Annotated in this window: 16 protein-coding genes and 1 other RNA gene; 16 read left to right on the plus strand and 1 reads right to left on the minus strand. The window is 36.8% G+C overall.

Annotated elements, in window-relative coordinates; genetic code table 11:
* Nucleotides 1–47 precede the first annotated feature (47 nt).
* Nucleotides 48–1,673: an APC family permease gene (locus tag BLP58_RS02405; protein WP_013854412.1), complete on the minus strand. Its 1,626-nt coding sequence runs from the start codon at nucleotides 1,671–1,673 to the stop codon at nucleotides 48–50.
* A 376-nt stretch (nucleotides 1,674–2,049) separates the two neighbouring features.
* Here BLP58_RS02405 and BLP58_RS02410 point away from each other — a divergent pair, with 376 nt between their 5' ends.
* From BLP58_RS02410 to BLP58_RS02485, 16 genes are all read left to right on the plus strand, one after another.
* Nucleotides 2,050–2,238, plus strand: a complete 189-nt coding sequence (locus tag BLP58_RS02410) for a type Z 30S ribosomal protein S14 (protein ID WP_074484237.1) — start codon at nucleotides 2,050–2,052, stop codon at nucleotides 2,236–2,238.
* Nucleotides 2,239–2,324: 86 nt separating this feature from the next.
* On the plus strand, nucleotides 2,325–2,846 hold the full coding sequence (locus BLP58_RS02415) for a VanZ family protein (protein ID WP_013854411.1): 522 nt from the start codon (nucleotides 2,325–2,327) through the stop codon (nucleotides 2,844–2,846).
* A gap of 83 nt (nucleotides 2,847–2,929) precedes the next feature.
* On the plus strand, nucleotides 2,930–3,658 hold the full coding sequence (locus BLP58_RS02420) for a YebC/PmpR family DNA-binding transcriptional regulator (RefSeq protein WP_013854410.1): 729 nt from the start codon (nucleotides 2,930–2,932) through the stop codon (nucleotides 3,656–3,658).
* Between the two features lie 190 nt (nucleotides 3,659–3,848).
* Nucleotides 3,849–4,823, plus strand: coding sequence for a competence type IV pilus ATPase ComGA (gene comGA / locus BLP58_RS02425; protein WP_013854409.1), 975 nt, complete (start codon nucleotides 3,849–3,851; stop codon nucleotides 4,821–4,823).
* Nucleotides 4,789–5,793 (plus strand): type II secretion system F family protein, encoded by a 1,005-nt coding sequence (locus tag BLP58_RS02430; protein ID WP_013854408.1) that lies wholly within the window; start codon nucleotides 4,789–4,791, stop codon nucleotides 5,791–5,793. Before comGA ends, BLP58_RS02430 begins: the two co-directional genes overlap by 35 nt.
* A gap of 5 nt (nucleotides 5,794–5,798) precedes the next feature.
* Entirely contained in the window at nucleotides 5,799–6,143 is a 345-nt protein-coding gene (gene comGC, locus BLP58_RS02435) for a competence type IV pilus major pilin ComGC (RefSeq protein WP_013854407.1), read from the plus strand.
* A complete protein-coding gene (locus BLP58_RS02440; RefSeq protein ID WP_013854406.1) occupies nucleotides 6,133–6,552 on the plus strand; it encodes a hypothetical protein in 420 nt (139 codons plus the stop codon). Before comGC ends, BLP58_RS02440 begins: the two co-directional genes overlap by 11 nt.
* Nucleotides 6,552–6,821, plus strand: coding sequence for a hypothetical protein (locus BLP58_RS02445; RefSeq protein ID WP_013854405.1), 270 nt, complete (start codon nucleotides 6,552–6,554; stop codon nucleotides 6,819–6,821). The genes BLP58_RS02440 and BLP58_RS02445 overlap by 1 nt, the downstream gene beginning before the upstream one ends.
* Nucleotides 6,811–7,329, plus strand: coding sequence for a ComGF family competence protein (locus BLP58_RS02450; RefSeq protein ID WP_013854404.1), 519 nt, complete (start codon nucleotides 6,811–6,813; stop codon nucleotides 7,327–7,329). The genes BLP58_RS02445 and BLP58_RS02450 overlap by 11 nt, the downstream gene beginning before the upstream one ends.
* A 172-nt stretch (nucleotides 7,330–7,501) precedes the next feature.
* The gene (locus BLP58_RS02455; RefSeq protein WP_013854403.1) at nucleotides 7,502–8,503 is read left to right on the plus strand and encodes a class I SAM-dependent methyltransferase; all 1,002 of its coding nucleotides are present in this window, start codon (nucleotides 7,502–7,504) and stop codon (nucleotides 8,501–8,503) included.
* A 24-nt stretch (nucleotides 8,504–8,527) separates the two neighbouring features.
* Complete coding sequence (locus BLP58_RS02460; protein ID WP_013854402.1) at nucleotides 8,528–9,712, plus strand: acetate/propionate family kinase; 1,185 nt, start codon at nucleotides 8,528–8,530, stop codon at nucleotides 9,710–9,712.
* Nucleotides 9,713–9,763: 51 nt separating this feature from the next.
* Nucleotides 9,764–10,132: a transfer-messenger RNA gene (gene ssrA, locus BLP58_RS02465) on the plus strand.
* A gap of 160 nt (nucleotides 10,133–10,292) precedes the next feature.
* Complete coding sequence (manA, locus tag BLP58_RS02470) at nucleotides 10,293–11,258, plus strand: mannose-6-phosphate isomerase, class I (RefSeq protein ID WP_013854401.1); 966 nt, start codon at nucleotides 10,293–10,295, stop codon at nucleotides 11,256–11,258.
* A 34-nt stretch (nucleotides 11,259–11,292) separates the two neighbouring features.
* Nucleotides 11,293–11,685, plus strand: coding sequence for an SdpI family protein (locus BLP58_RS02475; protein WP_013854400.1), 393 nt, complete (start codon nucleotides 11,293–11,295; stop codon nucleotides 11,683–11,685).
* Nucleotides 11,685–12,407, plus strand: a complete 723-nt coding sequence (locus BLP58_RS02480; protein WP_013854399.1) for a response regulator transcription factor — start codon at nucleotides 11,685–11,687, stop codon at nucleotides 12,405–12,407. The genes BLP58_RS02475 and BLP58_RS02480 overlap by 1 nt, the downstream gene beginning before the upstream one ends.
* A 2-nt stretch (nucleotides 12,408–12,409) precedes the next feature.
* The gene (locus tag BLP58_RS02485; protein WP_013854398.1) at nucleotides 12,410–13,864 is read left to right on the plus strand and encodes a sensor histidine kinase; all 1,455 of its coding nucleotides are present in this window, start codon (nucleotides 12,410–12,412) and stop codon (nucleotides 13,862–13,864) included.
* Nucleotides 13,865–13,869: the final 5 nt, after the last annotated feature.

Genomic DNA, 13,869 nt, shown 5'->3' on the forward strand with positions numbered 1-13,869 from the left:
AAAAGAGGGCCGAATTTTGTCCCTCTTTTGTTGAGTTTAATGTCTGTCTATTTAGCAATAGTAGCAGGTTTTCTGCGACCAACAAGCCAAGTAAGTATTAAAGCTATTACAGCTTCGATAACGATCATTGCAATTCTCATTGGAATCTTGGTTGAACCTAGCCAAATATCTAAAATAATTGAACCAATAATTAAGATACCCATCCAAATCCATTGTGTTTTGTCAAAAGCAATACCGTATTCAACTTCACGGCGTCTGATACCTGGCAAGATTGCGCCCAGTCCGATTAAAACGACTACGGCAACGATGTTAATGATTAATTCGTACCACCAAAGACCTGTTCCTTGCTTGACATCTTGCGGAGCAAAGCCAAGGATCGTTGCGACAGCGGTCACAATTAAAAGTGCAAGACCGACCAACCAGGCAGCCTTATCGTTTTTAATGTAAACATATTTTGATGGATACTTCTTGGCATTCTTTCTAACCCGCATGAATGAATAGAAGATCCAGCAGGTAACACCTGGGGAAATAATTGAGTTAAGATTCAGTAACCAGTTAAAGATATCATTCATGTCAGGTAAGAAAATACCTAAAATCATAATGAATGATGAAAGGGCAACAGTTAAGATATAACCATTAATTGGTAAGCCATTCTTATCCTTTTTGCGTAAAAACTTAGGCATGTACTTATCGCCGGTGTCAGAAATTAACATTCTGGTCATCGCATCAAGCAAGACGGCAACCAAAGCACAGTTGAAGAAGAGTGATGTCCAAGCCCAGAAGTAAAGCAAGAAGTGTCCGATTCCAAATTGCTTGCCTAGCATGTCAAAGAGGTAATAGGCACCATTCATCTTTAAATCGTTTGGAATGTGGTTGGCATCGAAGTAGATACCTAAAGCAAATGAACCTAAGATGGTTAAAAATGCGGTCATTACGGCTAAAGCAATCATAGCTTTAGGAAAATCAGTTTTAGGTTTCTTCATCTTGGTTACGTATGGTGCAACCAATTCACAACCGTTCATGGCATAAATTAACATACCGACTGTTGACCAGTAGTGCAAGTTGAAGTCAGGTACAATTGAATGGAAACCGAAGTTCTTGGTTGCCATGTGACCACCAGATTTGACTAAACCAAAGAAAGCCAAGATCACGAATAGGATAACCATGATGATCATCAGTCCGCCACCAATAGTGGAAAGAAATTCCATTGAGTTGGAAAAATGGTGTTCGACAATGATGAAAACAATAAATACTACAAAAGTTAAGATAGCAAATAAAGATGTTGGAATCTTGTCTTGAAAGTCTTTGGTTCCAGTTAGGGCCCAGCCTAAGTCAACGATGATTTCGTTAGCAGAGTCAACTGCGTAAGGAATTGAGGCAGCCCAATAAGTCCAAGCGGTGAAATAACCTAAAAACTCACCGTCAGTCCCACGGACCCATGATGAAAGTCCGCCGCCTTCTTTATCAAAAGTAGAACCAAGTTGCCCTACCATTAATGAATATGGTGTTACGTAAAGCAAGCACATGATAATCCACGAGGTGATAACAGGCATCCCTTGGTTTTGAAAGTTGTACATGATATCGTCTAAGCCGATAACAGTACATAAAGCCATCAAGGTCAAGATTGGCCAGGTAATGGTCTTCATTTTATTAGTTGAAGTTAAATCGTCCAAGTAATTCTCATCCTTCTCTAAAAATAAAAATTATGTTTTTTTCATGAGTAAGTTATTACCTGGTGACTTATTTTTGCATTTTTCGCGCATTAATTTCTCCCACTTATAATTAATACTATCTTTGATTTTAACGGTAAAAAATGAGTATGACTAGTGTTAAATGCTTTCTATTTTTATTAAGGATTTTACTTATTTTATGTAAGTATGTATAATATAGCTTGTAAAAAGTAAGTAATAATCAAATACATATATGGGAGGAATATAGATGACAACGCAATTAATCGCAATTGGAATTATTATTTTGGGATTAATTTGGTTAACTTCAAGACCAGAGCCTACGGCAGAAAAGATTAGAAAACTTAGATAGGAGAATATTATCGTAGCAAAAACTTCACAAATAGTACGTAATCAAAGAAAAAGCAAATTCAGCACTAGAGAATATACACGTTGTCAACGCTGTGGTCGTCCACATTCTGTATACCGCAAATTCGGTCTTTGCAGAGAGTGCATGAGAGATTTGGCACATAAAGGACAACTTCCAGGCGTGAAAAAAGCCAGTTGGTAAGAAAACTAAAATTTTTCTAAAACGAGTCATTTTGGCTCGTTTTTTTGTTAAAGTAAAAATAAAAAACAAGAGAAAGGAGCTTAAAAATGGAGAAGTTTCATTTTACTAAACGAGAAAAAATTTTTTTATTATTGGCTTTATTTGTGTTAATTGCATTGTTTATTTCAAGCTCAATGACTTATCAACAACAAGAAATTCATGATAATAAAATTAATCATTATTTTGGCTGGTTAGAAAATATCGTAGCAGGTTGGAATTTTACTTATGGGGGTCGAGTTCACAATGTGCAGGTTGACAGCCGAGCGGGGTTAGCCCAATTTGTTTTGCGTAAAATGGCGCATTTTGGTTCATATTTTTTGTTGGGAGGTTTTGGCTATTTAGGGATGCGGCGCATTTTTAAAATTAAGTGGGTAGCACCTGTTCTAACTTGGTTTGCGACAATTGCGTTTGCGGCTTTTGATGAATATCACCAATTTTTGACTGGTGACAGAACCCCAAGTGTCCATGATGTGATTTTAGATAGCACTGGCGCTTTAACGGCTATTATTTTGGTTATGATAATTATCCATGTGAAAAACAGTATTCATGATCAGAAAAAGTCAGTTTAAGTGCTAGCTAGCATTGAATTTTAAGATGTCGTGAGTTAAGATAATAACGTTAATATTTTTAGAAAAAAGAAAGAAGGATCCTTATGTCAGGACATTCAAAATGGCACAATATTCAAGGCCGTAAGAATGCGCAAGACGCAAAGAGAGGTAAAATTTTCCAAAAGTTATCTCGTGAAATTTACATGGCTGCAAAGAGTGGTGGTCCTGATCCTGATGGGAATCCTACATTACGTATGGTAATTGACAAGGCACGTTCTAACAACATGCCTAAGGACAACATCAAGCGTGCCATCAAAAAGGCCGAAGGCGGCTCAGAGGAACATTATGATGAAATCACTTACGAAGGTTACGCTCCAGGTGGTGTTGCTGTCTTTGTAGAAGCATTGACTGACAACAAGAATCGTACTGCTTCTGACGTTCGTGTTGCATTTACTCGTAACGGTGGTTCACTTGGTGCTACGGGTTCAGTAGCTTACATGTTCGACCGCAAGGGTTACATCGTAATTGATCGTTCAACTACCGATGCTGACGAAGATCAAGTTTTGCTTGATGTGATGGACGCTGGTGGCGATGATCTTCAAACTAGCGATGACGCTTATGAAATCTACACTGATCCTAAGCAATTGGCAGCAGTTCGTGATGCTTTGATTAAGGATGGCTATAAGCTTGCTGATGCTGAATTAACTATGGTTCCACAAAACACCACTCCAGTTCCAGCAGATAAGAAGGAACAATTTGAACACTTAGTTGATGCCTTGGAAGACAGCGACGATGTACAAAATGTTTACACTGCAGCAGCTGATGAAGACTAATTAACAATCATTCAAAAGTAACTTAGCAATTTGGCTAAGTTATTTTTTGTAATATATTTTAATAAAAATCTAATTTACAAATAGCGATAGATCAACGTTTATCACTGTTTGTAAATTCTTTTATTTTTAAGAGAAAAAAATGACTCTTTTTTGCGTAATAAATAGTGTGAGGCAAAAAAGGAGGATTTTTATGAAAACGAAAGAAATCATCAATGAATTACTTGCTTTAGCAATTAGTCAAAAGGCTAGCGATATATTTTTCTTTCCTAAAAGAGAAAAAATAGTCGTTGATTTTAGGTTGAGTCAAGGCACAATTCGACAAAAAACTTTTGCGTTAAGTGCAGGTCAAGAAATTATTAACTATTTCAAATATAGTGCACAAATGGATATTGCTGAACATCGACGTCCGCAAGTTGGAGCAATGATATATCTCTATGAAGAGGATGAATATTATTTGCGTTTATCTAGTTTAGGTGATTTTTCTGATCAAGAATCATTGGTTATCCGTATTATTTATGGTATTGAGCATAGTAAGTACTTTTTACCAACGCAATTGGAGCAGATTAAGCAATTGGTTAATTATCGAGGACTGATTATTACAAGTGGCCCCACTGGCTCAGGCAAGACTACTACCATGTATGAAGTTGCTAAAAGCATTAGTAAAAACAAGGTAGTAATGACAATTGAAGATCCAGTTGAAGTTCATGAAGCCTCTTTTTTGCAATCACAGGTCAATAACAAAGCCGGAATCGATTATCAAAGTTTACTCAAAGCGGCTTTGAGACATCGCCCAGATATTTTGATTATTGGAGAAATTCGTGATCAAGGAACAGCACGTTTGGCCGTTGATGCGGCCTTAAGTGGACATTTAGTTTTAGCAACAGTTCATGCCAAAAGCACATTGCAGACTATTTCACGCTTGGAGGGGTTAGGAATTAGGACGGATGAATTGGCTAACTGCTTAACGGCTGTGTCTTATCAGCGTCTTTTACCTAGTAAGGTTGGCTTAAAATGCTTGCTAGATATTGCCACTGGCGATTTATTAAAAGCAGAGTTAACTAAGGAAGTTCGCGGTGAATTTGTTAATTGGCAAGAAAATATGCAGTTATTGCGGAAAGGAGGAGAAATTGATGAAGAAATATATCGCAAGTTCCAAGAAGGATAAATTAACTAGCGCTGAACAGCTAGCCTTTTTGGACTATCTTAAGCATAGTTTGGCTAATGGCTTTTCACTCATTAATTCTATTGAGTTAATGCCAGCCTTGTGGCCTAAGCGTAAAAAATTGATGGAGCAAGTAGCTAAGCGAATGAAAGATGACGCCAATTTTAGTGCAGAGTTAATTAAGTTAGGTTTTTCTATGACAACGGTGACACAGGTAAATTTGGCCTTGCAGCAGGGAAATTTGACGGAATGCTTAAATCAATTGGCTACGTTGACGCGATTAAAGCAAGAGCAGGTCAAGAAACTACGAGCGGAATTATCATATCCGCTTGTCTTAGCTATTATGATGGTTATTCTTTTAGTATTTATGCAGTCGTTTATTACAACTCAATTCAACAATACTAGTGAGCATTCTGGTGATGTGGTAATGCTAGGGTTAATTGGATTAGTAATTGTTGGAATATATTTCTTTGCTCGAATTGTGAATTTGCTGAATAAGCAGGATTACGCTTCATTGAAAAAATTGACCAAATACCCTTTGATTGGACCAGTAATTTTACTCTATGTGAATTATTTATTGGTTTATGATATTGGAATGTTACTAGCAAGTGGTTTTTCACTGCAGAGAATGTGCGAATATGCTTCGCAGCTAGAGGAAGGTTCACTACAGCAAGCCTTAGGTCAGCGAATTGGGCACGAATTAATTGAAGGAAAAAGCTTAGCCCAGATTATTAAGCAAGAGACCTTTTTGCCTAATAGCTTGTTAATTTTGTTACAGGCTGGATCAGACAGAAGAAGTTTGAGTCAAAGGTGCTTAATGTTAGGACGTAGTTTATTTATTGACCTAACGGAGAAAATTGAAAAGATGGTTGTAAATGTTCAACCTATTTGTTTTATATTAATCGGTTTATGCATTATTGGGATGTATTTGAAGCTGTTATTGCCAATGTATTCGATGATGCAAGGGATGTAGAAAAAATGAAGAAAAACGTGAAAAAATATTTATTGAATTTATTAAACAAAAATCGTCGCCAAGCAGGGTTTACTTTAATTGAAATGGTAGTCGTAATTGCCATTATTGTAATTTTGATTCTGTTGATTGCTCCCAATTTATTGGAACAAAAGGGAAGAGCAGAGAATAGGACTAATGATGCGTTCAAGACTACTTTGAGAACGCAGGTTGAGCTCTATAAAGACGATGAGGGCAAAGAGCCAACCAGTTTTGAAGATCTAAAAAGTAAAAAATATTTAACTGAAGAACAAATTAAAAAGGCAGAGGCTAAAAAGATCACTATTGCCAGTTTGAAAGATGATGCCAAATAATTTAAAAGCTTTTACTCTGCTAGAAACCGTCATTACTTTAGGCATTTGTTGCGGAATTTTATTAATAGGCAGTTTACAACTAACAAGATATCAGCAAAGGCTGCTTTTCGATAATACGATTAAAGAAGTAACTGCTGCACTAGACCATGCATCGAGAATCAGTACGATCAAGGGTGAGGCAACTACGGTTAGGTTTATTAAGAGCAGGCATTGTATCAATTTAGATGGTGGGAATTTCCAGCAATCGGCGGGCAAACAAATCGACCTTGATCGTAATATTAATATTCGTGGTCTGGATAACTTCGTGATCAGTAGCCGTGGTCGTTCTAATCCGCGCACTGTGATCTTTGCTGGTTATGGTTTGAAGAAAGAAATCAAATATCAAATGCTCTGGGGGCGAATTAGCTGATGAAAAAGATGCAGGGGTTCTTGATGGTAGAAAGCATGGTTGCAGTTATCATTTCAGTAGTGGCAGTTAGTTGTTTATATTTGACTGTAGTCCAGAGTCAAAAAAATGGTCGTAGTCTAGAATTGAAAACTGATCGCGCGTATGCATATCACATCCTCACTAGTAGTCATTTGCGGCAAATAGTAGTTCATGATCGAATTTATGAAAAGGCAGGACAGCACCGAATTTATGATAAGGAAGCTAAACAAGAATTTATTATTGAAAAATAGTGGTTTTACGCTAGCGGAAGCAATTTTTTCCTTATTTATCACTATCTTAATTTTATCGATTTTGCAGAATTTGCTTTTAAGTATTCGCAGAGCAAATCTGAGTGAAAGCATGCATGTTAATGAATTAACCTATGCTTATGTTCAGCTGAATAATTTTATGCATTCCCCAGATACTAAGACTGTTTATCCTATTGATAAGGATGCTAATTCTAAAAACACGGCGTTTGCTAGAGTTGATAAAAAAGGTAACAAGGAAGTTTACCATTTAACCTATTATGCAAAGAGTAAAGTACTCAGAGCCCAAAAGACTACTGGTGGCTATATGCCATTATTATTTAATGTAGAAAGTGCTAAATTCGAGACAAGAAAAGATCAGATTATTATCCATGTTGTAGAAGAAAGGAAAGGAAAATCTGAGTTAGTTTTTCAACTAGATGAAAAGCCAGATAACGATGAAAAAATTACGACAAATAAGAAAAAGAAAAGTAAAAGCAAGCGCGCTGCTTAGCAGCATCTTAGTGCTAATTACAACTCTATTGTTTATCAAGCTCTATCAAGAAGTGTATTACAGCAACATGCAAAATAATCTAATGATTATTAATTATTTAACTGAGAAAAAATGACTTTTCTTGAACCTCATCTTGCCTTTCTATAAAATAATTAAGGTATGGAGGGACGCTATGGAAAATTTTGAGAAGATTTTTAATCAATTTTTAGATTGTGTGCAAACTTTGCAGGCAGCTTTAAATGTTTCCTTTACAGAAGCTTTAGTTGAGACTTTTGATAATCTAGAACAGGGAAAAATAAAAGTAGAAAACGGAGCACCTGATGAGAAAACAGTTGCGCAGTTAAGTAAAAAATATCAGACACTTGATTATGATCAAATTAGTCAAAAGAATAAGGTCCAAGTTTTTACTTTCTTGACCTTAAAAGCGATCAATGATGATAGTCAAGATGCCAATCAAATGCCCACGCCACCAGCAATTTCAACTGTGGTGGCAATGCTCATGCATAAATTGCTTAAAGACGAGCAAATGGAAGTGGTTGATCCAGCAGTTGGAACAGGAAACTTGCTCTTTTCGATTGTTTCCCAGTTAAAAGCATTGAATCACTCAAAAGATAATTACCAATTGGTTGGAATCGATAATGATGAAGAAATGCTGAATTTAGCCGATGTAGCAGCTCATCTGAATAACATCGATATTGACCTATATTGTCAAGATGCTTTAATGCCTTGGATGTGTCCTAATCCAGAAGCAATCGTTAGTGATCTGCCGATTGGTTATTATCCAGTTGATGAAAATGCTAAGAATTATGAAAATAGGGCGGAAAAAGGACACTCTTTTGCCCATTTATTGTTAATTGAACAGATTATTAGAAACTTACAGCCTAATGGGTACGCGTTTTTAGTTGTGCCTAAGGCTATCTTATCTGGTAAAATCGGAGCTGAATTTATGCCATGGTTGACTAAAAAAGTTTATCTTAAAGCAATTGTGGAATTGCCGGATGACATGTTTAAGAATAAATTTAATCAGAAATCAATCCTAGTCTTTCAAAATCATGGCGATCATGCTACAAGTAGTGAAGTATTGCTAACCAAATTGGATTCATTAAAGAAAGAAGAAGCTTTAATCCGCTTTAATGTAAAATTGGATGAATGGTATACTAAAATAACTCATTAATTGAAAGAAGAGGAATAATTTTTTATGAAAAAAGTTTTGGCTATTAACTCGGGTAGTTCTTCATTTAAGTATAAGCTCTTTTCATTGCCAGACGAAAAAGTAATTGCAAAAGGCATGGCTGATCGAGTTGGTTTGGATAATGCTTCTTTTGAAATTAAGTTGGCTGATGGTAGCAAGCACGTTGAAAAAACAGATATCGCTGATCAAGAAGCTGCAGTTAATCTACTACTGAAGTTTTTAAAAGAATTTAAAGTAGTGAGTGATTTAAATGAAATTGTTGGTGTCGGACACCGAGTAGTTAATGGCGGCGAATATTTTAAGGATTCGACAATTATTACCAAAGAAAATTTGTCCCACATCTATGAATTAGAAGATTATGCTCCGCTTCATAATCCCGCAGAAGGCCGAGGGATCGAAGCATTCATGAATGTTCTGCCTGATGTACCTCAAGTGGCCGTTTTTGATACGACATATCACCAAAGCTTAGATCCAGTCCATTATTTGTATTCATTACCATATGAATACCATGAGAAATATGGCATACGTAAATATGGCGCACATGGTACTTCAATTCGTTATACCGCTCCACGCGCCGCTGAAATGATGGGTCAAGATTTAAAAGATTTGAAACTGATTATTTGTCATTTAGGATCTGGTGCTTCAGTGACTGCTGTGAAGGATGGTAAATCTTTTGATACTTCAATGGGTTTTAGTCCAATTGCTGGGATAACAATGGCTACTCGAACAGGAGACATCGATCCATCTGTTGTTCAACATTTAATGCATGTTGAACATAAGTCAATTGATGAAATGATTCATATTATGAATAACAAGTCAGGTTTATTGGGCATATCCGGTATTTCTCCTGACATGCGTGATGTGCGTGAGAGCAATACGGATCGTGCTAAATTAGCCAGAAAGATCTTCATTAATCGAATTGTGCGTTATGTTGGTGCTTATATTGCCGAGATGGGCGGAGTAGATGCTATTGTCTTTACTGCTGGTATTGGTGAACATGATGTTGGCGTACGTCAAGCTGTGATGGATGCCTTTAGATATCTGGACGTAATTCCGGATGAAGAAGCTAATGGAAAAAATGGCGAAAACTTTATTACCAAGCCTAACTCAAAAGTTAAAGCTATGGTAATCCCAACCAATGAAGAGCTAATCATTGAACGTGATGTTGTGCGTTTAACACATATTAATTAAGCTTTTTATTGGCAGTTAGTGTAAGTCTGTGCTAAAATAAGAGAGTCTCAAGGGGATGTTTTTGGGATTCGACAGGCGTAGACCCGCATTGACTGCGGTTCGTAGGTTACGTCTACGTAAAAACGTTACAGTTAAATATAACTGCAAATAACAAAAATTCTTACGCATTAGCTGCTTAATTTAGCGCATGCGTTGCTCTTTTTCGGTTTACTCGTGGCTGGAATCGAGTATCAACTTTAGCGAGTTACGTTTAACTACCTCACCTGAATAGTTGAAAAGAGTCTTAACAGGTTAGCTAGCTCATCCTAGCCCTGTTATATGGCGTTTTGGGCTAGTGAAGTTCAAGTAATATAACTATGATCGTAGAGGTCAATGACGAGATGCGTTTGGACAGGGGTTCAACTCCCCTCATCTCCATAGATGATAAAATCGTAAGTTTTGAACTTACGGTTTTTTATTATGAAAAAGGTCATAAGTAAAATAATCAGCTTTACATACAAAACATTTAGTTAACATATAAGTAAGAAAAGGGTTTCATTTTTATGGCTGCAAAGTATATACTTTACATGAGGTGATTTAAATGGAACCATTATTTTTAACCCCGTACTTTAGACCAAAAATTTGGGGTGGACGTAAATTAAAAGATATTTTTAACTATGATATTCCAGAAGGGAAGGTCGGCGAAGCCTGGATTATTTCTGGTTATAAAGACGATGCTTCCACTGTTACTGAGGGCCCACTTAAAGGTAAGTCATTAAGAGAAGTTTATTTGGAACATCCTGAATTATTCGGTAATCCTAAAGCTAAGGAATTTCCATTATTGGTAAAGTTTTTGGATGCTAACGATAACTTATCAGTTCAAGTACACCCGGATGATGATTATGCTCGCAAGGTAGAAAACGATTCGGGTAAAACCGAGAGCTGGTATGTTATGCAAGCAGATCCAGGTGCTTACATTATCTATGGTCATCATGCTAAGACTCGGGAAGAATTAGCCGATATGATTCACAATGGTGAATGGGATAAATTATTAAGAAAAGTTCCAGTTAAAGCTGGCGACTTCTTCTACGTCCCAGCAGGCACCATTCACGCCTTGACTAAAGGTTGCTTGGTTATTGAAACTCAACAATCAAGCGATGTAACCTACCGTCTTTACGATTACGATCGTGTTGATAAAAAGACAGGTAAGAAGCGTGAACTTCATACTCAAAAGTCAATTGATGTTACTACTGTACCACATGTTGACCCAAAGCTTGATGTTAAAACTGATACAGATCAGGATGCAGAAATAAAGACTTTAGTTGAGCCACCAGTTTCGCCACACTTTTATTTATGGCAAATTGACCTTGATGATACTTGGAAGACTGGCCTTAAAAATCATCCATACCTGTTAGTTTCAGTCATTAAAGGCGAAGGAAAATTAGAAGCTGATGGCAAATCATATGATTTGAAGATGGGAACCAATTTAATTGTTCCAAATGAGATGAAGAATTTCACTTTCACTGGTAAAATGAGAATAGTTATGTCTGCACCGGGTGAGAAATAACCGTTTAATTTATCAGAATTAGGAGTGAGAAGTTGTGATCTATGTCGCTTGTGGCTCAGTTATGATGGTAATTGGGATAATTTGGCTGATTTTGCCAGTTAAGAGGCCTAATCGAATTTATGGCTATTTATCTTATCTTGCGCAAGTTAACAAGGAGAGTTTTAAGTTCGCTCAGAAGAGGGCGAGCTGGTATTGTATTCTCTTCGGTTTAATTCAAGCTGTGATTGGAGTAATTATTCACTTTTTGAATTGGGATCGCTATTTTCTCGTTTGGCTATTAACTTTTTATTTATTTATTTTATTGCCGATTGTTTATACTGAAAAAAGTTTGAAGAAATTTTTATCTACAAGGCATGAATTGCCACATGACTATGTTGATCCTGATCAAGTGAAACGTAAGAGAACAAAAGGATTCAGGGATCAATAATGAATTTAAGAATATTAATGGTCGAAGATGATAATTCAGTTGCTGAAATGATGGGAATGTTTTTCAAAAAAGAAGGTTGGCAACAAGATATTGCTGTCGATGGTGTCGAAGCCGTCGATATGTTTAAGAAAAATGCAGCTAAGTATGATTTAATTACCTTGGATTTGAATCTACCTAAGAAAGATGGCATTCAAGTGGCTAAGGAAGTTAGGGCAATTTCGCCAACTGTCCCAATTATCATGCTGACTGCTAGGGGCAGTGAAGCCGACCAAGTGCTAGGACTAGGCATTGGTGCGGATGAATATGTTACTAAGCCCTTTAGTCCGCTTGCTTTAATTGCGCGAATCAAGGCACTTCATCGTCGAGTAATGATGGAAGAGGAGCCAGGAACTGCACAAGAGGAAGACTTGGATTATGAAATCGTAACCAATCATCTAAAAATTTCTAAAAATAGACGTGAAGTTTTATTTGATAATCAACCAGTAACTGACTTGACGCCGAAAGAATTTGACTTGCTTTATACAATGGCTCAGAAGCCTAAGCAAGTCTTTTCGCGTGATCAGCTTTTAGAATTGGTTTGGGGTTATGAATATTATGGTGAAGAGCGAACAGTTGATGCTCACATCAAAAAATTACGCCAAAAACTTGAAAAAGTTGGAGCTAAGGTAATCCAAACGGTTTGGGGCGTTGGTTATAAGTTTGACGATTCACAGGCAAAATAAGGATGAAACTAATTTACCAAAATATGTTGGGGTTTTTGCTCATCATTGTGACTACAATTTCGATTATTGGCTATTCAGGAATTGGCTATGCGCGAAATCAAGCTTATATGCAAAACTATCAACGGATGGAAGGCTATGCTAATTCATTAGGTGCTCTTGCAGAAGCTGATAGCCAGGCTGGTACAGCTCGTTTAAGCAATAACTTCTTAGATCAATTGGAATTTGTATTGCGCGGAGAAGATGTTCATTTACGGATCTTTAATGATCAAAATGAACAAATTTATCCGAAAACAAATGCTAGAATTCAACTATCTAAGAATATTTTCTCAACTTTAAAAAATGGACAAGAGATCCGAATTCAGAATAACCATAATGAAACTTCACCAATTGCCTCAACTAAGGATGCATATACCGGCGTTTTAGTGCCATGGATGAATGATAAAAATCTTGTTGGTGTTGCTTGGATCAGTTCTAGGGTTAAGCGAGTTGAGCGACCGATTTATCTAGCTAAGCGTAATTTGTTACGGGCTTTGTTGATTACTGTAGCTGTTGGATTGATCCTCAGTTTTATTATTTCCTATTATTCAACTAAGCGAATTAAGCGATTGTCTCGAGCAACGCAAAAGGTTGCGGCTGGTAATTTCAATGTTCAAATTGAACATAAAGATAGTGATGAGATTGATCAGCTAGCTGAAAACTTTAATAAAATGGTGCAGGCTTTGAAGCAATCGAATGAGGAAATCAAGGCTCAGGAAACGCGGCGTGATCAATTTATGGCTGATGCTGCACATGAGATGCGAACGCCGCTAACAACTATTAATGGTATCTTGGAAGGATTACAATATGACGCGATCCCAGAAGAATCTAAGCCCAAATCGATTGCTTTAATGCAAAGAGAAACTAAGCGGTTGATTCGTCTGGTTAATGAAAATCTGGATTATGAGAAAATCCGTAATAATCAGATTATGTTAATTAAAACTAATTTTGATGCTATGCCGATCCTGCAAGACTTAAAATCGCAACTTAGTCAAAATGCCAAAAAGGCTAATGATCAATTAATTGTCACTGGCCCCGAAAAGCTGCCAATTTATGCAGACCGTGATCGTTTTACACAAGTAATGGTTAATTTAATACAGAATGCCATTCAATTTACTCATGATGGGCAAGTTGAAATTTCAGGCAAAAGGATTGCTCATGGTACCCAATTATCTGTGCAAGATAATGGAATTGGAATGAGTGCCAACCAGATCAAGTACATTTTTGAACGTTTCTTTAAAGCTGATCCTTCAAGAGCGCGAATGGGTACTGGTGAATCCGGGTTGGGATTAGCTATTGTGTCTTCTTTGATTAAACAACATGGAGGCAACGTCACCGTAAATTCCAAACCTGGTCAAGGATCAACCTTTACTGTCACCTTTTATGATCATGGTTTTGAACAATTTGTAAAAAAGAATTAGAAAAA

This window comes from Lactobacillus kefiranofaciens (assembly GCF_900103655.1).
GTDB classification, from domain to species: domain Bacteria; phylum Bacillota; class Bacilli; order Lactobacillales; family Lactobacillaceae; genus Lactobacillus; species Lactobacillus kefiranofaciens.

Bases quoted from the DNA above. Each gene is read 5' to 3' on its own strand.
- BLP58_RS02415 (WP_013854411.1), top strand. From the start codon at position 2,325: ATGGAGAAGTTTCATTTTACTAAACGAGAAAAAATTTTTTTATTATTG.
- BLP58_RS02420 (WP_013854410.1), top strand. From the start codon at position 2,930: ATGTCAGGACATTCAAAATGGCACAATATTCAAGGCCGTAAGAATGCG.
- comGA (WP_013854409.1), top strand. From the start codon at position 3,849: ATGAAAACGAAAGAAATCATCAATGAATTACTTGCTTTAGCAATTAGT.
- BLP58_RS02430 (WP_013854408.1), top strand. From the start codon at position 4,789: ATGAAGAAATATATCGCAAGTTCCAAGAAGGATAAATTAACTAGCGCT.
- comGC (WP_013854407.1), top strand. From the start codon at position 5,799: ATGAAGAAAAACGTGAAAAAATATTTATTGAATTTATTAAACAAAAAT.
- BLP58_RS02440 (WP_013854406.1), top strand. From the start codon at position 6,133: ATGCCAAATAATTTAAAAGCTTTTACTCTGCTAGAAACCGTCATTACT.
- BLP58_RS02445 (WP_013854405.1), top strand. From the start codon at position 6,552: ATGAAAAAGATGCAGGGGTTCTTGATGGTAGAAAGCATGGTTGCAGTT.
- BLP58_RS02455 (WP_013854403.1), top strand. From the start codon at position 7,502: ATGGAAAATTTTGAGAAGATTTTTAATCAATTTTTAGATTGTGTGCAA.
- BLP58_RS02460 (WP_013854402.1), top strand. From the start codon at position 8,528: ATGAAAAAAGTTTTGGCTATTAACTCGGGTAGTTCTTCATTTAAGTAT.
- manA (WP_013854401.1), top strand. From the start codon at position 10,293: ATGGAACCATTATTTTTAACCCCGTACTTTAGACCAAAAATTTGGGGT.
- BLP58_RS02480 (WP_013854399.1), top strand. From the start codon at position 11,685: ATGAATTTAAGAATATTAATGGTCGAAGATGATAATTCAGTTGCTGAA.
- BLP58_RS02485 (WP_013854398.1), top strand. From the start codon at position 12,410: ATGAAACTAATTTACCAAAATATGTTGGGGTTTTTGCTCATCATTGTG.